Genomic DNA, 20,980 nt, shown 5'->3' on the forward strand with positions numbered 1-20,980 from the left:
AGTTAATATTAAAGGTAGACTAAAGGCTGATTGAAAAATCAGCCTTTTTTTGTTTTATTAGCGGCTAAGCCTAGATTAAATACACTTTTTAGCTACGCTTATTCTAAGCACTTAATAGTGCAAACTCATAAAGGATAAATGTATGCTTAATCTTCGTCGTTTTAGTATTTTCCAGCGTTTTGCCATTTTAGTAGGTATTGTTATTTTTGGCTTAATTGTATTGAGTATTTCGAGCTTAACTCACCAATACAATGCCCTTAAGAACGAACAATACCTTAAAACACAAAATGTAGTAGAAACCGCGTATAGCATAATCGATCACTTTTATGAGCTTGAACAAAATAAAGCGCTTACGCAAAAACAAGCTCAATCCCAAGCGATACAAACTATTCGTGCACTTAGATACGATGAAACTAATTATTTTTGGATTAATAACTACCAACCAGAAATGGTAATGCACCCTATAAAGCCGGCACTTGAAGGTAAAAGCCTAATCAATAATAAAGATCCCGACGGGAAAGCACTATTTGTTGATATGGTAAATATAGTGAAAAAAGATGGCGAGGGTTTTATACCTTATAAATGGCCAAAACCAGGTAAAGATAAACCCGTTGAAAAAATTGCATTTGTTAAAGGATTTAATCAGTGGCAATGGATTGTTGGCTCTGGTGTTTACCTTGATTCAATTGATACCGCATTTTCAGAACAACGAAACCTAATTATTCTCAATGCTGTTGTAATGATATTAGCCATTATTTTACTTAGCTATTTTATTGGCAAAAGTATTCTTATCCCAACACGTCTTGCAGCCGATATGATGAAAGATATTTCTCAAGGCGAAGGCGATTTAACGCGAACTTTAAATGAAGAAGGCAACGATGAGATTTCTGAGCTTTCTAAATCATTTAATTCCTTTATATCAAAAATGCGTGAATCACTTACTAATGTTTCACAAAGTGTACGAGACGTTAATGAGCACGTTCATACTGTTGACGAATCAAGTAAAACAAGTCAATCGTTCATAGAATTACAAAACGACAGCTCTACTCAAGTTGCCGCCGCAATGGAGCAAATGACTCACCAAATACATGATGTAAGCCGTAATGCGGAAGCCGCAGAACAGGCTGCTAATGATGCAGCTAAAAATGCATCTACTGGTAAAAATGTTGTAGCTAAAACAATCACTGCCATAGAAACCCTTTCTAGCAATATAGAAACAGTGAGCCGTGTAACGGAAGATCTAGCTAACGAAAGCCATAATATAGGTTCTGTACTCGATGTTATTAGAAGTATTTCGGAGCAGACCAACTTACTTGCACTTAACGCTGCAATTGAGGCAGCTCGAGCAGGTGAGCACGGCCGAGGCTTTGCCGTTGTTGCCGACGAAGTGCGCACACTAGCGAGTCGTACGGGGAAAAGTACTGATGAAATTCAATCAATGATCACCAAGCTGCAAGAAGGTACTAAAGCAGCTGTTGAAGCCGTAAAAGCGAGCCAAACACTTTCCGTATCAACGGTTGATCAAGCATCATCTGCCAACACGTCACTTAACGAAATTGAAAGACTTGTATCAGTAATAACTGAAATGAACAGTCAAATAGCGCGTGCTACTGAACAGCAAACATCTGCAGCCGATGAAGTTAATTTACGTATTAATGACCTATCACATTCAACTGAACAGTCGTTAAGCAATACAAAACAACTTACCGATGCTAGTGATAAACTAAAACAAAGCAGCTCGGAGTTATCCAATGTTGTTAACCGCTTTAAGCTATAGTTTAAATATTGAACTCAGAATAAAAATCAGCCTCGAATCACATTTTAAATAGTGTAAATTAAAAGCCCCAAATTATGGTTCATAATTTGGGGCTTTTATTTATATATTGAGGCCTGCTTATCTTTCCAGATTAAATTTTCAGCTGTATGTTTGGTAATTAAGCAAAGCAGTGCCTATTTATGGTATCTGGTTATTCTTCATAAATGACAAACATACTCTACCCTTTGGCCTCATCCTACGTTACATATATAAGTAACGCAGGAGCAACTACCTAGCCCACTAGGTTAAAAATTTCGAGTCGTGATCAAACCGCCATTGGGTATAACAAATTTTAATCCACAAAGGTCAACAGGCCTTAAATTTTATAAACAGTAACGAGCAAACAAGCTAGTTACTGATGCCGCAGTTGGCTTACCGTGCTGCCAATCACCACCTTCAACGCCACTACCCGCAATATCCATATGTACGTAAGGTAAAGGCTGTGTAGAGTCGTTACCGTGCTTATCTAGCCCACCTACGATAGCCATAAATGCCATTGGGAACTGATGCCCACGCGCAGTAACTGCAGATGCCGCGTTATTGCTAGATAAAACATCGTCAGCCAGCGTGCGTGGTTTAATAAAGTCGTAATCTTCACGGCGTGAGCGCGACACTTCTGCGCCATCGGCCCATAAGTCACCCAAATCAGCTATTTGACGTGAAACACCAGCACTACGAGCTGGACCATTTTCAACATACGCACCGTATGGACCCATTGCGCGAGCTGCATGACCCGTTAATGTAGCTACAGTAAATAACGTTGGATTAACCTCACCTTTAGCTAAATCTTTCATTTCGCTAAGCAGGTCGCCCATTGCTAAACGCCCTTCTGCATCGGTATTACCAATACGTACACGAACACCTTCACGGCTAGTAATAATTTCATCTGGCACAAAACAATCTGAGCCAATAGAGTTACGAACAACAGCTAAGTACGATACCACTTTAACGCCTTTAGGCTGATAATCAGCAACGGCTTTCATAAAGCCCGCAACAGAAGCTGCGCCGCCTTTATCACGGCTCATGCCTGCCATATGGCCGCCTACTTTTAAATCGGCTCCACCTGTATCGTATACAAGGCCTTTACCAACAAACATTAGGGTACGAGTAATTTCACCCTCTGGTACATATTCAAGCTTAACAACACGTGGGTGATGGCGCTCAACTGCATACGATGCGCGAGCAACTGTACTTAACATTGGGTAATTTTTATCAATAGCTGCAATATCATCGATTACATCAACCGCAATGTTTGAGCCTTTAAATAAATCAACACAGTAATCTGCAAAGCGCGGTGGAGCCATACGTTCAGGTTCAGTACCGCATAAATCACGCGCAGCATATTGACCAGCAGCAATTGCATTAACGGCTTTAATTGTTTGCTCGCTAGCACCAACTAAACCAATACTTGTTATCGGTTCAATACCTTCACCATGAAACTCACGCGCTTCTAATGGCTGCCATAATGCTTGGCAAGCACCTAAATAAGCAACTTCTAAAGCATGCTGATAACGGCTATCGCCATTTAAATTTGGTAAAAATAATGCAGGGTTAATACTACCCGATGCTTTCGCTTCGTTGATTGCAAGTTTAGCTGCATCAAAATAACGGCGCACATCGTCATAATCTCTGTTTAGCGGACCGGTTGGCGCAAGTACTACACGCTTATTTTCAATCACTAATAAAATAACTTGCTTACCAATGCGAGAATCTACTTTTGATTGTGCTAAAACAGCATCACGTAGCGAATTATTTGGTAATTGAGAAAAGTCATCACTAATAATGATTAATGCATCATGTGATGCGGATTCAAGGCTAGCACTTACTGGCTGAGCCAACACGGCTTTTGGATATGCCATAAATAAAGGTCCTGTTAAAAAACATAAGCCCCTATTATCGTCGATTTGAATATTGAAGACCAGCAAGCTGCGATAAGTGTTTAGTTTAATCCACTTTTTAGTGGCAACTTGCAATTACAGGCTTTACAGCTTAATCGAGAATACTAAGTTGAAGGTTTTGATCTGGTTGATTTTTAATACCCACCCCAATACCTAAAAGCCTGACCGGTTGCTGCACACCTCGCTGGAAAGCTTTAGTAAGTAGTTGTGTAAAAACCTCTGTATTTAATTGGTGATAAGCCTGATCCGCAGAGGTTACTATAAAATTCGCAAATTTAACTTTAACGCTCAGTTTATTAATCCGATTTTGTAATTGTTGTTTTTCCAAGCGCACCTTTAACTCATCTAACAACGTAGGCAACTGTTCTAGGCATTCTTGTAAGCTGGTTTTGTTATACTCATAGGTATGCTCAACACTTAGCGACTTTCTAATACGATTAGTAGATACCTTACCGACATACTCACCTGCACATTTTTGGTAAAGCGATACGCCAAAATTACCTACATGCTGTTGCATCCAATTTACGCCTTTTTCGCGTACATCTTTACCTGTATATAATCCTTTTAAATTGAGTTTTTCGAGCGTTACTTTACCGACACCCGGAATTTTACCCAGAGGTAACTGTGCTAAAAAATCATCCACCTCATCAGGTAATACAACAAACTGACCGTTAGGCTTGTTTTCATCACTCGCTATTTTGGCAATAAATTTAATAGGTGCAATACCAGCGGATGCAGTAAGCCCTGTAGCATTATAAATATCAGCTCTTATTTGCTGCGCAATAAGCGTAGCACTGCCTTTACAAACGCTACTATCAGTTACATCAAGGTAAGCTTCGTCAAGAGAGAGTGGTTCAATTAAGTTGGTGTAACGATTAAATACTTCACGTATTTGATTTGAAGCTTCTTTATAAACAGCCATGCGCCCAGGTACAATAACTAAATCAGGGCATAATTGTTTTGCATGATAATTAGACATAGCTGAGCGCACGCCATACTCTCTGGCAATGTAGTTGGCTGTAGAAAGTACACCTCTGCGACTATTGCCACCAATAGCAAGCGGCACATTGGCCAGCTTAGGATTATCGCGCATCTCAACTGCCGCATAAAAGCAGTCCATATCTATATGAATAAACTTTTTCATCACCATTACAACACTGTTTATTTATACAGCCATTATTATTTAATCATTATTAATAAGCAAGCTCCTAAACTCTGATTAATCGATTTATTATGGTGGGTTCAAGTTTAGTAAACTCGTCATACATAAAAACAGCGCACTAATTACCTTGAGGTCATATCGTCATATTGATAATCTAGTGCTTTAAAATAAAGAGTTAAAGTGCATGCAAACGTTTAAAGATCAGCACCCTATTCATACTGACATTACTGTAGCGTGGGCCGATATGGATGCCCTTCAACACGTAAACAATGTGGTTTACTTGCGTTACTTTGAAATAGCCAGAATCGACTTTTTAAATAAAATAAACTTATTTGATACAATTAGCCCAAGCGGCATTGGCCCTGTTATAAGCGAAAATAATATTCGTTATAAGCGCCCTGTTACTTTTCCAGATACCCTTACTGTAGGCGTCACTATTTCTGACATTAAAACAGACCGATTTATGATGAATTATACAGTATTTAGTCACGCACAAAATGCCATAACCACAACCGGTAATTCGAAAGTGGTTATGTTTGATTTTGAAACAGGTCAAAAAGCCCCTATTTCAGAGCCTCTTTTATCGGCTTTAATTAGCTACGCTCAAGACGAGTAATAAGGAAATTTTATGCAATACAGTCCACTAGGAAGCAGTGGTGTTAATGTTTCAAGAGTATGTTTAGGTAGCATGACTTGGGGAATGCAAAATACCCAAAATGATGCAGATGAACAAATAGCCTACGCACTTGCTCAAGGCGTAAACTTTATTGATACAGCCGAAATGTACGCAGTTCCTCCATCACCCGATACCTATGGTAAAACTGAGCAAATTATTGGTAACTGGCTCTCTCGCAACCAACAAAAGCGCGATAAAATTGTACTTGCAACCAAAATTGCTGGTAACGGCTTAGCATGGGTTCGCGATGGCGGTAATATTACTCGCCAAACTGTTATAGAGGCGGTTGATGAATCACTAAAACGCTTGCAAACTGACTACATAGATTTATACCAATTACATTGGCCAAACCGCTCTACCCCACACTTTGGTAGACAATGGCCAGGTATGCTTAAATTTACCGACGTAAACACACAAGAACACCAAGCTGGCATGCTGGATATTTTAGAAGGTTTAAACTATTGTGTTAAAGCAGGTAAAATCAAGCATTGTGGTTTATCTGACGACACACCTTGGGGAATAAGCCAATTTTTAAACCTGTCAAAAGAGCATAACTTACCGCGCATGGTATCTATTCAAAACGAGTTTAGCCTAGCGCATGCTAAAGACTGGCCGTATTTAATAGAGCAATGTGTTCATGAAGATATTGCCTACTTACCATGGTCGCCTCTGGCTGCCGGTTTATTAACGGGTAAATACTTAAACGGCGCTCGCCCTGAAGGCTCTCGTTGGACCTTTATGCAACGCAACGGTATTTTTAGAGATACACCAAACGCAGAGCAAGCAACCAAACAGTATGTTGAACTTGCGCATGATCACAATATTTCCCCTGCTCAACTAGCTCTTGCATGGTGTAACCAAGTAGATGGTGTAACGTCTTCAATTATTGGCGCAACAAATATGGCGCAGTTAAAAGAAGATATTGATGCATTTGATATCACGCTAAGTAACGAAGTACTTACAAGTATCGATGTTATTTTTAGAAACAATCCAATGCCCTATTAATACAAACCTAAACAGGTAACTAAATCACATTTAATTACCTGTTTAATTGTCCAGTTAACTTACACTCCATTGCTGCTCAAGTAAGCATTGCTCATTAGCGTAAAGTCTTACTGTGAACACACTTTCGGCAATCACTTCACCTACGCCTGACGGCGTACCTTTCATGATCACATCACCATCTTCTAGGCTCATAAATTCACTAATTTCGTGTAAAATTGAGTCAGGGTTATGCAGCATAAAATGAGTATCGCCTTGCTGAATTACTTCATTATTAATTTTAAGTTCAAATGTAAAATGCTTCATCGCATCGGTTAGCTCTACAAAATCACTTAAAATAACCGAGCCATTAAATGCTTTAGCGCGCTCCCAAGGGAGGCCTTTATTTTTTAATTTACTTTGCACGGTACGCTTAGTTAAATCAAGGCCGAGTCCAACACCTGCAAATTTTTTATTTTTAATTACAAAACATAACTCGGTTTCGTAATGCAGCGTATCGCCGTTATGAGCTGCAAATAGCGTATTAGTAATCGCGCTGTTTGGTTTGTTAAATAACACCATTTGATCTGGCGTTTCGTTGTTTAGCTCTGCAATGTGTGCGGTGTAGTTACGGCCAACACACACTATTTTTGTTGGCGTTAATTCTTCGGATACTAGCTTTATTGAATGCATATGAGTAACGTCTCTGTTATGAGCTTATAAGCGTTTCTAACAAGCTCAAATTAATAGGTTTAAGTAAAACTCGGTCAATATTTAAATCTTTTATTTCCCTAGGTTCTGGCTCTGCGCCACTTACAATCACCAAGCGTAGTTCTGGGTAACGCTCGTTAATTTTCTGGCCTAAATCAATGCCACGCCCATCAGGTAAGTGCATATCTAACAATACTTTATTAAATTGCTGATCGTGATTGAGTATTTGTAAACATTGCGCGCAACTCGATGCAATCACGATCTGTAGTGGTACAGTGATTTTGGCCACCCATTAAGAAAGAAATGTTATGCTAATAAGCATACAAATTTGGGTGAAAAAATGACGAAATTAAAACGCGCAACATATTCAGCGGCAATTAAATTAGAAACGGCTCAGCTTGTAGTAGACCAAGGTTATACGCAAGAAGACGCAGCAAAAGCGATGGGGGTGGGTAAATCAACCGTAAGTAAATGGGTTACTCAATTAAAGCTAGAACGCAATGGTCAGACACCCTTAGCTTCACCAATGACGCCCGAACAAATTGAAATCCGTGAGCTTAAAAAGCAAATACAACGCATTGAATTAGAAAAGGATATATTAAAAAAGGCTACCGCTCTCTTGATGTCCGACTCCCTGAACAATTCTCGTTAATCGAGAAGTTAAATCAACGAGAGCGTTATCCAATTAGTCTGCTGTGTAGCGTATTCAATGTGCATCGCAGCAGCTATAAGTACTGGGCCATACGGGATACAGCGCCGACACCTGAGCAAGCAAGGTTAGAGGCTGAAGTAAAAGCAATACATGCGATGAGTGGTGGTTCAGCAGGGGCACGGACAATCGCAGCGATAGCAACGAACAATGATTTTGAATTGAGCCGTTATCGTGCAGCTAAGCTAATGGTTAAATTAAAGCTCGAAAGCTGCCAAGTACCTCAACATTCATATAAACGTGGTGGTAATGAACACCTTGAAATCCCAAACCTGCTTGATAGACAGTTTGATGTTGTTGAGCCTGATACCGTGTGGTGCGGTGATGTGACGTATATTTGGACGGGCAATCGCTGGGCTTATTTAGCCGTCGTTATTGATTTATTTGCACGCAAAGTGGTTGGCTGGGCAATGTCGTTATCACCAGATACTAATTTAACGCTAAAAGCGCTTGAACTCGCGTATGAAAGCAGAGGAAAAGAGCTATAGTCGTTTCTGGTGTATGAGAAAAAGTCATTGCGATGTAATCTGTTAATTGATCTTGACCGGATCAACAATTAACCAGAGAGACATCGCAATGACTGAAAATGATAATGTTATTTCCATTGAAAAACCAGACAATCCGTTAGAGCAGTTGCTTAAAAGCGGGGCGCAGCAGTTGTTAGCTCAAGCGATTGAGGCTGAGTTGGCTGTTTTATTGGCTCAATACCAGCATGAGACCGTCGAGGGACTTCAGCGGATCGTCAAAAATGGTCACCAGCCTGAGCGTACGATCCAAACAGGCCTTGGTGATATTGAGGTCAAAATACCTAAAGTCAGGGATCGAAAAAAGGAAGGCATTAAATTCAATAGTGCCTTGATCCCGCCTTATCTGAAGCGGACAAAAAATATCGAAGAGCTGATCCCATGGCTCTATTTACGAGGAATTTCGACGGGTGATATGCAGCCCGCTTTAGTGTCTCTTTTAGGCGAGCAAGCCAAAGGTTTGTCGGCCAATAGTGTCTCTCGGTTGAAATCCACCTGGGAAACGGAGTATCAGCAGTGGTCTAAACGTTCCTTGGCTAAACGTCGATATGTGTATATCTGGGCCGATGGGATTTACAGTAAAATTCGAATGGATGATAAGCTGTGCTTACTGGTAATTATGGGGGTAGATGAAACGGGCAGAAAGGAGCTATTGGCGGTGGTTGACGGGGTTCGTGAGTCTGAGCAGAGCTGGACTGAAGTGTTAAATCAACTGCGCTCACAGGGTCTAACAATACCACCAAAATTGGCCATAGGGGATGGTGCGCTGGGGTTTTGGAATGCCCTCACCAAAGTATGGCCAACAACCCAACATCAACGTTGCTGGGTGCATAAAATCGCGAATGTGCTAAACAAAGTGCCGAAATCAATGCAACCTAAAATCAAAGCGAATTTACAAGATATCTGGATGGCAGAGAGTCGAGCTTCTGCTTATAAAGCGTATGATTTATTTGTTAAAAATTACTCAGTCAAATACCCAAAAGCGACGGATTGCTTGATGAAGGATAAAGATGAAATGCTGGCATTTTATGATTATCCTGCTGAGCATTGGATGCACATAAGAACGAGTAATCCGATAGAGTCAACGTTTGCGACGGTAAGGCTGAGAACGCATAAAGTGAAGAGTTGTGGCAGCCGGACAACCACCTTAATGATGGTTTTTAAACTCGCGCAGTCGGCAGAGAAAAAATGGTACCGCTTGCGAGGATTTAAGCTACTGGCTGAAGTAATTACAGGGGTAAAATTTAAAGACGGCGAAAGAATAACTCAAGATCAAACAGAGCATCAAGATGAGCTCATACACCAGATTTGACAATAACTCAGAGGAAAACCGACAGGACTGATGTTTCACTCTGACCAAGGTAGTCATTATACAAGTTTAAAATATCGCCAACGTTTATGGCGCTATAAAATCACACAAAGTATGAGCAGGCGTGGAAACTGTTGGGATAATGCGCCAATGGAGCGATTTTTTAGAAGCTTTAAGACGGAATGGATGCCAAAGAGTGGATATGGAAATTTTATAGACGCTAAATATAGCGTTAGTGATTACATAAATGGATATTACAATAATGTTAGGCCGCATCATTATAATGCCGGTTTAGCGCCAAATGAATCTGAGGTCAGATACAAAGATTCTAAAACTGTGGCCAAATTTTATTGACCACTACAATGTTTGAAGGAAGAAAAGCGTACACTCATTTAGCCGAGGACCTTAAAAGAGACATCAAAGCATTTTTTAATACACATAAAGTCGCTATGCATCAAGCTAAGGAACTTTTATTCGACATAGCTAATATTGACAAGGTAACTATAGAATGTTTAAAAGCAACAGAATCCTTATCAGCTTCTAAACTCTCTTTGGAGAATGGAAAACCGCATTCATTGACACTGCATAAAAACTTTATTGATGAATTATCACCATTATTAAGAGTGTATGTATACTCTGCCCTTCAACTCTATGGTGAACTAGATGATATTCAACTTATTAAAATTCATATTACATCTGGTAAAGTTACTTTATTAGGATATGAAGGTTTTAATGATTCACCACTTCCTCAACTTAAAGAGCGTGTAAAAATAAAGATGGCTGATCAAGATGTAGATTTTTTTGACTACATGAATAAAAACCAAAGCTCTCTTCTGCTAGATAAAATTAACTACATTGATGAAAGTTTTGAAGATTATAAAAAGCAAAAGGCGTTTAATAAACGCCTTCAATTAGAACTCAGTAACTCCAGCATTACTGGAGGATTTTTAAATCAAGCTAGTCTATATGCAATTTTAGAGACTAATCAGGTATCGTTGAAAGGTTATCGCTTCTATCATTCCAATAAGAAATGACAAGTTCAACAAGCTCATCAAAGATATGAGGTTCAGTAAATCCAACTTGAATTGAGTGAGTTTCTCCTTCTGTTTTGACAATTCCATGGCCATAACCTAACAAATTTTCAGCACCTGTTTCACCTAATATGATTTCTGAATTTTGATCTCTATCTACCTTAAGAGCAATTTTTGTATCTAAATTTGCCCTTAAAAGAGGAAATACTACATCAGCACTAGGGCGCTGTGTAGCTAAAACCAAGTGCACCCCCGCAGCTCGCCCTTTTGAGGAAAGTCTAACTATAATGTCTTTAGCTTCAGCTTTAAAATCATTATCTAAGATCCAATCCGCTAATTCATCAAAGAAAACAACTTCTCTAGCCATTCGATCATTCGGTTGTTTTCGATTATAAGCCTCAATATCTTTCATACCTAAACTCTTTAAACGTATGTAACGTTCATTCATTAAGCTCTCTAACTCTTTAAGCCTTGTAACTGCATCCTCTTTATCTAAAACTACAGGGTGGGCGAGATGCGGAGTGTTTGAGTAGGCAGCAAATTCAACTTGCTTAGGATCAAAAAGTCTTAAATGTAAATTATTTGGCGAGTTTGTCATTAACAGGTCAATAATCATATTATTCATCAATATAGATTTACCTGACTTAGTTTGACCACCTATTAATGCATGCGGGCTTGCTCCATCGAGTTTAAAGAACACTCCATTTTCACTATATTCATCCTGACCTAACATAATTTTATTATTAAAACTTTGTTTAATGGTACTCATTCTAGAGGCTAGAGTTGAATTAACCAATTTACCAAAATAAACAGTTTCTCTCTTTTCTCGATTGAAAACCAAAACCATTATTCCTGGTGCAGGATAAACCTGACGTAGAGACAGCCCTACAACTGATAAAAAATTGTCTTTTAATTTCAGAACTTTGGATGGGTTAAGGTTTACATCACCATGAAGTTTTATAACAATAGAATTAGGAGTAACTAAAGTATCTGCAAAATTTGAAGGCAAATTTGCATGACCAAATATTTTTCTTATATTCGCCTTTATTGTAGAAATATCTAATTCTTTTATTGCCTCATGACTAGTGTTAGTTTCTAGAAAATCAACACAAGTTCTAATTAACTGCAAAGAGTCACTATCATGTGAAATAGGAGCTTTTTCGTTATTGGCTGAATGCATGCTTTCAGTGCTTTCAGTGCTTTCAGCAGGATTATCTTTTTCGTGCAGGCTCTCTGTATTATTTTTTGGTTCTACATCTATGTTGATTGATAAGTCAGCTTCGATTGAAACTGTTTTAGAAGTATTCTCACCATGGTCGTCAGTAAGGCAACTTTTATTGCTCCTGTTTAACTTCAGCGGAGTAAATACAAAATCATTAAATAAATCTATAATTTTTTTTTGTTCTAACATCGAGCCAAAAACAGATTTAGTATCATCTGCACTAATTTTCAACTGAATTAAATGATTAGTATCGTAAACAGGATCAGAGGTAGTTTCCATATGAGCATTATCATAATGGAATACTACAGAAATCCCAGAAACGTTTATTTTAACTTTACTTTTATCCAAGGATATCAAGTCTTCAAACTCAAACTGATTAGGAACAAATTTAAAATGACCTACGATAAATTCATAAAATTTATTTAACCAGTATTCAAAATCTAGATCTTGTGAAGAACTTAGCATTGAAGCTATCAAATCAACTGTAGACTTGATTTGTTTGCACGACTTAGTAGATTGCTCTTCTGAGCCTTTAGTTAATTTAGACTCACTAATTATCAAGTTGATTGCTGTTGTATTATCTTCACCTTTTGAAATATAAATTCCGAGTAAGTCAGATATATAATTAACTGTTCGCCCAATTGATTTAAAAGCATCATCTTCAATTGATGATTTAAACCAACTCAAGTAATCATCTAGATGAACCCAGAAAATTGGGGATACTTTATCTTGCCGTTCATAAATATTCTCTAAAAGGGAAGCTGCACCAGCGGTTCCAACCAGGTCGTGAGAGAAGTTTCCATTTCCTACAGACCTAAGTAATGTGTCGCTGCTGAATGAATTCGATAAAGTAAATATTTCCTCTACTAAAGCAGGTACTTTATCTGGATGAACTAATTGCCACGATCTAAGGTCAGTGTTTAAGTTTTTGGTAATATACTGAGTTTCTTTATCAGTAATAATAGCAAGGGAACGTTTACTTCCCTCCCCTTGTATATACCTTAATACCCTTCGGTTATTAGCTATTTTTTCATCACTACATGCAGATAAAGTTTCTTTGCTTAATAAGAAATCATAAATAACTAACCAATTACATTTATTCAATCCCTTTGAAATTTCTCCCTTCAACCCTGTTTGACTAACTTCCCTACAAAAAGAAGAGTTTTCGTCCAAATTATTAGACTTCATGAAAGCAGAATGGAAAAGTTTCCCTGTACTATCTTGAATATGATTATTCATAGAAAATTGTGTTTTTCTAGCAACAGGATCTGAAGGTACTTTTCTAGAGGAGCAGAATTCCCAATTCAAGCCTTCAAATTCTCTTTCGATATACTTAGGCGGAACAGTCGCAATTTTATTATGAGAAAATAAAGGATCAAAATTGTAAATTAAATCTATTTCACCATCTTCAACTTCATTGATATGACTTACTATTTTAATGGTGATATTAGAGTCTACCTTTGCAGAATCAAAACTTTCACAAACAGTTTGATAAATTGAATCAAGTGCACCTCTATCACTACAATTAAATGCTAGTGAAATAGACAGTTCTTCCTCATGATTGTCAGAAACTTTAAGAAGCTCATCATAAACAGCTAAGAGGTGTTGATATGAGAACAAGCCTATACATAAAATTTGAAGATGGTGTCTTTCGTTTGGATAAGTTTCTAAAAACTTAAACGCTGTAGCATTAATTACTGATTTTATTTCCGCATCACTTATAGCATTTTTCGAAGTACTTAACTTACCGAATTCAAAATACCCAGAGTTGGATTTTGTAGAAACTAAATCCACAAAACTGTTCTCTTTTGTTTTCTTTAAATAGAGACTTTTTCCATTATTTTCCAATAGTTCTTTAAATAATTTTGCTAGTACACCATCACTTTTATTAGCAATACTCAGTGTTTTTTCTTTATATTGCTTAGCTATGTTATTCAGCATCGAATTTCTTTTAAATTGTGCTAAAAGGCTGTATGGGGACCAAGGCAGATAAACACTGTAGTTTGAGTTCTCTGTAATGTTAATGGTATGGGCGGAAATCACCTCATAAACTAATTCGTTGGATTTTTCCTTATTAATATTTAATGAGTTAATGCTATGCAGAAGAGCTGCTAAGGCTTGCTCTAACTTTGTAAAGTTTCCACAAAGGGGATGTTGAAGTAATTCTTCAATAGAGTTTAACCATTCTGTTGTAAAGTTTTGATAAGCTCTGTGAATATAGTTGAATTCATCATTATCTAAGTACTTATGATTTTTCAGCTCTGATAATAAATCAAAAAACAAAGTAGATTCTTTATCCAGCTTTCTCACTACAGCACCTTTTTTCATACTGGTGCTCACAGCTAAGAACATATGAATATTATTAATTGTCGGTATATTTTCAGATCTTTTGATAAAAAGTGGATCTAAAGATAGTGCATGTCTATGAAAGAACCCTTTACGGCTTGATACTTTTGCATAATCCAAGTATTTCGAAGACTCAAATCCAAAAGGATTAAAAACCCACTTTAATTCCCAACTGTCTATCGGTGTCTCATTTTCTTGTGAACGTCTAACAATACGAAAGTGAAGCTCATTAGCTGCCTTGCCATCACCATATTTTCTATTTTTACGTTCAACAGATGATGCAAAATCCTCATTAAATGCCTTACCAAACTTTATCTTAAAGTTATCACCAAATTTAGACCAAAAAACCTCTAAATCTTTATATTCATTATTAAAGTAATTTAAGGCATACCAGTTTTTTCTTTCTAAGCTTTTTCTCGTTCTATCTTTTGCTAAGTTCAATTCAATAATGTCATCACCAATATCTTTTAATAGAAGAGATTTTGATAGCACAGCTAAGACACCTTCAACTAGGTCATTACACACATTTGCTTTTGAGTTAGTTATTTCCTTGAGCCAAGCTTTATCTAATTTTGAACTCTCTGATATATCCTTTGAATAAATAAAATAAAACTTTCGCAGTTCATTTATTTCAGGCTTTTGTGCTGGTTTATCAACTAAACCTAACAGCCTAAAGTATCCCCAGAATTAGCCTTTATATATCAATAAACTAACAGTATTAAAAAATGTGGGAAGCGAGGGAACATTCATGGTGTTTTGTGATCTTATGAATCACTTACAAACAACAGAGCTAAACACCATGAATGCTTTTACTATTTTGCACAATATGCTCCGCGCTGTCACCCCTAAATCAATTCATAAAGCCAGATTTAATACTCTAGTCGCTGCCGTTAAATCTCTTTTGCACTGTCAGCAATGCACCTTGACGTCTATCGGTCGCAATTTGAATTCAAAAACCACTGAAAAACATGATATTAAACGTATTGATCGACTGCTCAGTAACCACGAGCTTTTACGTGAATCAACAACGGTTTATGTTCACTTAAGCCGTTTTGTGGTCACTGAAAAGCATCCCGTCATTTTGGTTGATTGGAGTCATGCCGATACACAAACCAAATATTGTATTCTGCGTGCCAGCATTGTCAGTGAAGGTCGCTCTTTAACCCTGTATCAGGAAAGTGCACTCAGCTTTCAATATCATTGCCCAAAAGTACAAAAACGGTTCTTGAAGATGCTCAAACTGATCTTGCCGAGTGATTGCCGGCCCGTCATTGTGACGGATGCGGGCTTTAAAGTTCCTTGGCTCAAAGCCGTGCGAAACAATGGCTGGCATTATATTAGCCGAGTTCGAGGTACGGCACACTTGAAAACGCAGGGCAGCGATGAGTTTGTTCCATGCCAGTCACTATTCAAGAGCAATCAACGTAAGAGCCAGTATCTTGGCGCGACCGAGTTGACCAAAAGTGCAAAATATCAAACGCATGCAGTGCTGGTTGGCAAGGGGCATAAGTTATTAAAAAGAGATAAAAAACGTGGTTATAAGGAGCCTTGGCTACTCGTTTCTTCACTTCCAAAAAAGCACCACTTTCTCGAAAAAGTGCTCAAATTATATGGTATGAGAATGCAAATAGAAGCCGGATTTCGAGATCAAAAAAGTGTTAGGTTCGGCTTAGGCTCAGATCTACACAGAACGAACAAACTCTACCGATTAGACATACTTTTACTGCTCGCAACACTGGCGCATTGGTTCTCAATGATGCTGGGTGCAGTGATAGACAAAGCAGGAAAGACAGGATCTTTTCAAGCTAACTCAACCAAAAGCAGGCGAGTAGTGTCATGGGCATTTGTTGGGTTGCGATACTTCAAAAAACAGTCCATTAAACTGCGACGGCGAGATTATTTAGAAGGGCTCGCCTATTTCGCACAAGTGGTAGTGCAACTCAATTGGAAAAATATGGATGTGAGTGATGTAATTGAAACTTAATGATTATTTTTGGGGATCCCTTAGCCTAACAGCTCAGTGAAGTCTTCTGACAGAGAAATATCATTGTCAGAAAAAAAGGATATTGTTTCTTCACCTAAATAGAATTTAGGCTTAACATTTTTTGCTTGGAGGACTGAACCGTATGGATATAAACAATCAAAATTATTTTGTAGTTCATCTCTTTGCTTATTTTCTTCTCTTCTATCTCCCTGATAATAAGCTTCAAAATATTTATCTACAGTTTCACAAAATTCATTAAAGTCGGTTTCACTCTCCTTGATGCTATTTAAATTCTCTCTTATTTCATCAAGTTCAACTTCTTTATTTTTATGAATAGCTCTCCAAAATTCGATGTCTTTCAATAAAGTTTTTGTGACTATACTTCTAAAAATCCGCCTATATGAACTACCAGAAGTTTTTAAAGGTAGAAAGTCACTCAGTCTATTGATACCACCAAGGTTTGTGCAACTTCTCCCCAAAGCATCATAAAACAAACCATCTTTTATAGTTGCTTTAATTACACCATCTATAAATGCATTTATTTTATCAATTTCAATAAATGGCCTATTACTCCATTTTGAGTTTGTTAATTCGGAGACAAATCTGGCCAGCTCTTCAACATACTCATTTAAGAATGCTTGACCATCTTGTTGTTGGTACTTAGCTAATTCTACCCATTTTTTTAACTCTGTTTGCTCAAAAACAGTGCTCTGATCAATACCCGAAACTTGCTCAAGAGTTGGTTTTATTTCAGCAATAAACATTAAACAGAAAAAATTGCCTTCTCTATTTCTCTCATGTGCAAGATCTGCAAAGGTGTGCTTTTTAACATTAATATTTTGATAGTGCTCATGATCTTCCACAGCAATAATGAAGCCGTCTGGAGATCCGATTTCAACAATAGGAAAATCACCAGATTCGCTAATATTTAAGAGAATTTCTCGAACTAACCTAGTGTCAAATTCCTTTAAAATTAATCGTCCAGGAACTCCATTACCATTGCTTGAATTAACCCAATCGTTATATTCTTGTTTTATTATCTCGTAAAAATACTTTGCCAATGATCTCATACCGAGTCCTCCCTGTACGGATTAATTACGTAGCTACATGCATCAGATAAATGTCTTAACATTCCCATTTGATACAGTAAACTTGCTAAATTTTTTGAATTTCGATTTAAATCCCTTTGAATCAATTCACGCTCATTTTCAGGTGAAGTATCTACATAGATTGAATATTGGCTTCTTAGTTGTTTAACAAAATTACTAAATTCCATTCGTTTCTCATTCCCAAGAATAGTAACAACAAGAGAATGGAGAAAATCTTCCGTTAAAACATATCTATAGCTACGAGTATTCTTTTTTGACAAAAAACCAATGTGTCTAAAACAAACATTAGAGTAATTTGAAATATGACTTGCTAAATAGGATTCAGCGTATGACAACTCTTCCTTAGATTTTTTTTGTATCTCTGTTTCTTCCTCTGAGTCTATAACGTCTTCGTACAAATGTATTATTTCATCAGCTCGAAGTGTCAAACTTCTTTTTAGCTTATTCCGTTGTGCTGAGATACTCTGGATTGAGGATTTTCGTATACTGTTTGTAGCCTTAGAAAGCACCTCGACAAGGTAAGATGGTTTTTTCAATTCAGCAGGATTGGAGGATTTATGATACGTTTCACCTATAGATAGAACATAATTACCAATGTGATAGCCTACCATATCAATCATTACTTTAACTTTATCTAACCTTTCTAACTCCAGTGATAACACCTTTGAAAGATCATTCGCAAAGTCTGTAAAAATAGGAAGTTTTTTGTAAGGTAAATAACCTAGGTCTTTACGGCTTTCCTCACGTAACTGAATCCTTTCTTCTTCACGAACTAGTAGGTTAGCTAATTTTGCGAAAGAGTTGTCCTGCTTATCTAGCCATAGCTCAAAATACTTTTCTAGCTCTTCACAAACTTCATTTCCAGCTCTACAAAGCATTAAATACGCTAGTTCACCACCCCGACAAAAGAATCTTCTATCTTCCGTTGATTTTCTATTATCGAAATCACACCAAATATAGTCGGATGAAATCGGGTAAATAAATTTTGATGTCCATCTTTTATTTGATAATGGATCAAAAGTTAATGAGCTTAAAATCTTGATAGCATTATAGAAGCTTTCAAAAGAAGAAAAGCTGTTTTTCAAGTGTTCTATATCCTCATCCTTAAATTGAAATAACTCTCCATTGATACCTCTAAGATACTCAAACTGACGCTCCCATCGGTCTTCGTCTGAAAGCTCTGAATGAATAAGTGTCTCTAATATTTCATTCTGATAAATCAATATTCTTAGTTTAAAAAACTGCCTATGCTTAAAATATAGAGTTTTATTTTCTGAAGAGAAAATTGAGTTTATTAACCCTGCGCGTTTAGCCTGAAGTTGGCTTTCAATAACGCACAATAATTCAAAAAAAATTATTGAAGGTGTTTGGTCTGTTCTGAACCTATGCCCCCACATGTTTTCAATAATTGGAATATGTTTGATTCCGTATTTTTTCATCAATTCTGAAGAGTATGTGTGTAAACTATCCATGATTCACCTTTAGGGTTGAGGTTCTAAACTCTCCATCCTTTATTGTATATGTTTCAATTCTTTTTCCACTTAATTTACTTGTATTGCTAATTTGTGATGCTAATTTAGATCTAAAGATCAGTAATTTTTTGTAAAGCCTTGGATTAGTTGTGTTTGGAGGTGAGCCTTTAGATACTCTGTATAAAAAGTCAAATAACTCGACTGTCAAAGAAAGCTTTAAAGATATATTTCTATCAATATCAAATACAATAACAGGTTCAATCCGTGATCCTGTCAACTCAAAATCACCTTTTACTTTAGTAATATAAATATCTCTATCTCTCAGTTCATCTCCATGAAAAATTGATATAGGAGTAATAGAACCTTGGTCTTTTTCTGGTATATAAAGGCGGTCTTTACCTGTATTTTCAGAAATATATCTTCCATGAAATATTCTATTAAGTGCTAATACAATGAGGGAGATTAAATCAATATTATGACAGTTATCATTTTCTTGAAGTTCATCAAACACCATACTTTTGAAGTATGAAAAACTCGCAAATTTTTGTAAGTTGAATGCCTTATCATCACCATTTTGATAACAATAAAGTTGTATTCGAGAACGCCTAACGATTGCTCCCCATAAGTCAGCATCAATATCTAAGTCAGTAGCTTTCTTGGAATTTAATAAATCATTAAAATCATCTAAAGGTATTTCAACTTTTCTTTCTGATTTTTTCTTAAGGTAATTATCCCAATGGTTGGTAGATAACTCCCCGAACATTAATTTATTGATTTCAGAGTAAGGCCTTGCATTATTCATTTTGTGTGGTCCAAGGTTCATACCCCAATATCCGACTTCTATTGTTGATTCATACTCAAACTCTTCAAAAGAATTAACTCTACGTACTCGATTACAATTAAAAATAGGATAATTTGTATCTTTCTTCGTTGCTTTTAAATGTTTGGCCTTAGGAGTAGACGCCAAAATTGTATTGGTTGCTAAGTTTAGTAGCTCTCGAATTGTAAAATGCTCATTATTCAATTGAAGTAACAAAATGATATTACTAAGATTTTCCTGGATATTACCATTTGTTTTTAGAAGGCTATATTTGTTGTAAATAGGACATAAATTATTAGATTGCCCTTCGCATGAATTACAACCTTCCCAGCCAGAATGGTTAATAATTTCATCCAAAATTAGAGAAAAGTTTTCCTTTGCATTGAGTTTAGATAAATTAATAAGCTTGATCAGCTCTTGTTGCTCACAATTACTAAATCCAAGATTGATTTTATCTTCAATGATTTCTTTTAGCTGAGTTGCTCTTTTTTCAGACTCTTCACTTTGTGAGGCTAAGATGAAATTGTCTATCTCCTCGACTAAAATCCCATCATTAACAGCAATTAGTATGGGTTTATTTGAAGCACCATTTACTAATACATCTAATAGCTCTTGAATTACTAACGACTTCTCATTTTGTAATTCTGAGAAATCCTTAACTATTGTCCTTTCCGAAGAACAAAAATAGCTTTTAGCATTCCATTTATCCTCATCGAAGGAATCACCATCTATCTGTTTGACAATATCTCTGCATAATTTTGTTTTTCCATCACCTGCGGTGCCTGTAAGTATAATAACTCCATGAGCATCTTCAGATTCAAATTGTTGGGTAATTTGTTTTTGCCATTCAAATTGTATATTTAATGGCTCATCAAGTCCTAAGCTTTCCGCAACTTTTCTAACGTATTCATCTTGAATTTGATTCTTTCCCTGACAATATCCCTCTAAATATTTGACCCAATTATTTTGCTTCCAAGTCATAATCATTCCTTTACCGTTCAAATAGCTATTGCGAAAATAAAAATTCTATACATAAATCATTCAAACACTATATTAAATAGCTTTCAACTTTAAAAGCAGAAAAAGTTGTTTTCCAACAAAGAATTACACATAAACCACGTTTATTTACAAGTGCGTACTTTCTGTTTAAATATACAGTGAAAATTCCTTTATCCTGAGAGAGAAACGCTATACTATTGCCTCTGGACAA

At 36.8% G+C, this 20,980-nt stretch carries 13 protein-coding genes and 3 pseudogenes; 8 read left to right on the forward strand and 8 right to left on the reverse strand.

Annotated elements, in window-relative coordinates; translation table 11 throughout:
• Positions 1–142 precede the first annotated feature (142 nt).
• Positions 143–1,777, forward strand: coding sequence for a methyl-accepting chemotaxis protein (locus AC0VZ4_RS15640; RefSeq protein ID WP_008137536.1), 1,635 nt, complete (start codon positions 143–145; stop codon positions 1,775–1,777).
• A 362-nt stretch (positions 1,778–2,139) separates the two neighbouring features.
• Here the strand turns inward: AC0VZ4_RS15640 and AC0VZ4_RS15645 are convergent, their stop codons facing one another.
• Together AC0VZ4_RS15645 and dinB are read right to left on the reverse strand one after the other, a co-directional pair.
• Positions 2,140–3,675 carry a M17 family metallopeptidase gene (locus tag AC0VZ4_RS15645; protein WP_475440119.1) on the reverse strand — a complete coding sequence of 512 codons (1,536 nt, stop codon included), beginning with the start codon at positions 3,673–3,675 and terminating at the stop codon, positions 2,140–2,142.
• Between the two features lie 130 nt (positions 3,676–3,805).
• Positions 3,806–4,858 (reverse strand): DNA polymerase IV, encoded by a 1,053-nt coding sequence (gene dinB / locus AC0VZ4_RS15650; protein ID WP_475441671.1) that lies wholly within the window; start codon positions 4,856–4,858, stop codon positions 3,806–3,808.
• Between the two features lie 202 nt (positions 4,859–5,060).
• Between dinB and AC0VZ4_RS15655 the strand changes: the two genes are divergently transcribed.
• Both AC0VZ4_RS15655 and AC0VZ4_RS15660 read left to right on the forward strand, forming a co-directional pair.
• Positions 5,061–5,492, forward strand: coding sequence for an acyl-CoA thioesterase (locus AC0VZ4_RS15655; RefSeq protein WP_007377033.1), 432 nt, complete (start codon positions 5,061–5,063; stop codon positions 5,490–5,492).
• A 12-nt stretch (positions 5,493–5,504) separates the two neighbouring features.
• Positions 5,505–6,557: an aldo/keto reductase gene (locus AC0VZ4_RS15660; protein WP_475440120.1), complete on the forward strand. Its 1,053-nt coding sequence runs from the start codon at positions 5,505–5,507 to the stop codon at positions 6,555–6,557.
• A 54-nt stretch (positions 6,558–6,611) separates the two neighbouring features.
• Here AC0VZ4_RS15660 and AC0VZ4_RS15665 read toward each other — a convergent pair whose 3' ends face one another.
• Together AC0VZ4_RS15665 and AC0VZ4_RS15670 are read right to left on the reverse strand one after the other, a co-directional pair.
• Complete coding sequence (locus AC0VZ4_RS15665) at positions 6,612–7,226, reverse strand: fumarylacetoacetate hydrolase family protein (RefSeq protein WP_475440121.1); 615 nt, start codon at positions 7,224–7,226, stop codon at positions 6,612–6,614.
• A 16-nt stretch (positions 7,227–7,242) separates the two neighbouring features.
• Positions 7,243–7,512: pseudogene (locus AC0VZ4_RS15670) on the reverse strand (response regulator); the annotation flags it as partial.
• Positions 7,513–7,584: 72 nt separating this feature from the next.
• On the opposite strand from AC0VZ4_RS15670, the pseudogene AC0VZ4_RS15675 reads away from it, so the two are divergent.
• The 4 genes and pseudogenes from AC0VZ4_RS15675 to AC0VZ4_RS15690 form a co-directional block, all read left to right on the forward strand.
• Positions 7,585–8,432 (forward strand): annotated as a pseudogene (locus AC0VZ4_RS15675) (IS3 family transposase); the annotation flags it as partial.
• Between the two features lie 97 nt (positions 8,433–8,529).
• Positions 8,530–9,789: an IS256 family transposase gene (locus tag AC0VZ4_RS15680; RefSeq protein WP_475439694.1), complete on the forward strand. Its 1,260-nt coding sequence runs from the start codon at positions 8,530–8,532 to the stop codon at positions 9,787–9,789.
• 9 nt (positions 9,790–9,798) lie between these two features.
• A pseudogene (locus tag AC0VZ4_RS15685) lies at positions 9,799–10,140 on the forward strand (integrase core domain-containing protein); the annotation flags it as partial.
• On the forward strand, positions 10,137–10,820 hold the full coding sequence (locus AC0VZ4_RS15690) for a DNA phosphorothioation-associated putative methyltransferase (RefSeq protein WP_475440122.1): 684 nt from the start codon (positions 10,137–10,139) through the stop codon (positions 10,818–10,820). The pseudogene AC0VZ4_RS15685 and the gene AC0VZ4_RS15690, both read left to right, overlap by 4 nt.
• Here the strand turns inward: AC0VZ4_RS15690 and AC0VZ4_RS15695 are convergent.
• The gene (locus AC0VZ4_RS15695; protein WP_475440123.1) at positions 10,768–14,877 is read right to left on the reverse strand and encodes an FtsK/SpoIIIE domain-containing protein; all 4,110 of its coding nucleotides are present in this window, start codon (positions 14,875–14,877) and stop codon (positions 10,768–10,770) included. The genes AC0VZ4_RS15690 and AC0VZ4_RS15695 overlap by 53 nt on opposite strands.
• Before the next feature lie 274 nt (positions 14,878–15,151).
• Here AC0VZ4_RS15695 and AC0VZ4_RS15700 point away from each other — a divergent pair, with 274 nt between their 5' ends.
• The gene (locus tag AC0VZ4_RS15700; protein ID WP_475439829.1) at positions 15,152–16,369 is read left to right on the forward strand and encodes an IS4 family transposase; all 1,218 of its coding nucleotides are present in this window, start codon (positions 15,152–15,154) and stop codon (positions 16,367–16,369) included.
• Between the two features lie 20 nt (positions 16,370–16,389).
• Here AC0VZ4_RS15700 and AC0VZ4_RS15705 read toward each other — a convergent pair whose 3' ends face one another.
• Genes AC0VZ4_RS15705 through AC0VZ4_RS15715 form a run of 3 tightly spaced genes read right to left on the reverse strand, consistent with a single transcriptional unit; the run spans position 16,390 to position 20,751 of the window.
• Positions 16,390–17,439 (reverse strand): hypothetical protein, encoded by a 1,050-nt coding sequence (locus tag AC0VZ4_RS15705; protein ID WP_475440124.1) that lies wholly within the window; start codon positions 17,437–17,439, stop codon positions 16,390–16,392.
• Positions 17,436–18,950, reverse strand: a complete 1,515-nt coding sequence (locus tag AC0VZ4_RS15710) for a methylation-associated defense system protein MAD7 family protein (protein ID WP_475440125.1) — start codon at positions 18,948–18,950, stop codon at positions 17,436–17,438. The genes AC0VZ4_RS15705 and AC0VZ4_RS15710 overlap by 4 nt, the downstream gene beginning before the upstream one ends.
• A complete protein-coding gene (locus AC0VZ4_RS15715) occupies positions 18,943–20,751 on the reverse strand; it encodes a hypothetical protein (protein ID WP_475440126.1) in 1,809 nt (602 codons plus the stop codon). Before AC0VZ4_RS15715 ends, AC0VZ4_RS15710 begins: the two co-directional genes overlap by 8 nt.
• Between the last annotated feature and the right edge of the window lie 229 nt (positions 20,752–20,980).

The organism is Pseudoalteromonas sp. QJM3NY_22 (assembly GCF_056173065.1).

What these genes read in the sequence shown, in the direction of transcription:
- AC0VZ4_RS15710 (WP_475440125.1), bottom strand. Translation starts at nt 18,950, where the DNA reads ATGGATAGTTTACACACATACTCTTCAGAATTGATGAAAAAATACGGA.
- AC0VZ4_RS15645 (WP_475440119.1), bottom strand. Translation starts at nt 3,675, where the DNA reads ATGGCATATCCAAAAGCCGTGTTGGCTCAGCCAGTAAGTGCTAGCCTT.
- AC0VZ4_RS15640 (WP_008137536.1), top strand. Translation starts at nt 143, where the DNA reads ATGCTTAATCTTCGTCGTTTTAGTATTTTCCAGCGTTTTGCCATTTTA.
- AC0VZ4_RS15715 (WP_475440126.1), bottom strand. Translation starts at nt 20,751, where the DNA reads ATGACTTGGAAGCAAAATAATTGGGTCAAATATTTAGAGGGATATTGT.
- AC0VZ4_RS15665 (WP_475440121.1), bottom strand. Translation starts at nt 7,226, where the DNA reads ATGCATTCAATAAAGCTAGTATCCGAAGAATTAACGCCAACAAAAATA.
- AC0VZ4_RS15700 (WP_475439829.1), top strand. Translation starts at nt 15,152, where the DNA reads ATGAATCACTTACAAACAACAGAGCTAAACACCATGAATGCTTTTACT.
- AC0VZ4_RS15660 (WP_475440120.1), top strand. Translation starts at nt 5,505, where the DNA reads ATGCAATACAGTCCACTAGGAAGCAGTGGTGTTAATGTTTCAAGAGTA.
- AC0VZ4_RS15705 (WP_475440124.1), bottom strand. Translation starts at nt 17,439, where the DNA reads ATGAGATCATTGGCAAAGTATTTTTACGAGATAATAAAACAAGAATAT.
- AC0VZ4_RS15680 (WP_475439694.1), top strand. Translation starts at nt 8,530, where the DNA reads ATGACTGAAAATGATAATGTTATTTCCATTGAAAAACCAGACAATCCG.
- dinB (WP_475441671.1), bottom strand. Translation starts at nt 4,858, where the DNA reads ATGAAAAAGTTTATTCATATAGATATGGACTGCTTTTATGCGGCAGTT.
- AC0VZ4_RS15655 (WP_007377033.1), top strand. Translation starts at nt 5,061, where the DNA reads ATGCAAACGTTTAAAGATCAGCACCCTATTCATACTGACATTACTGTA.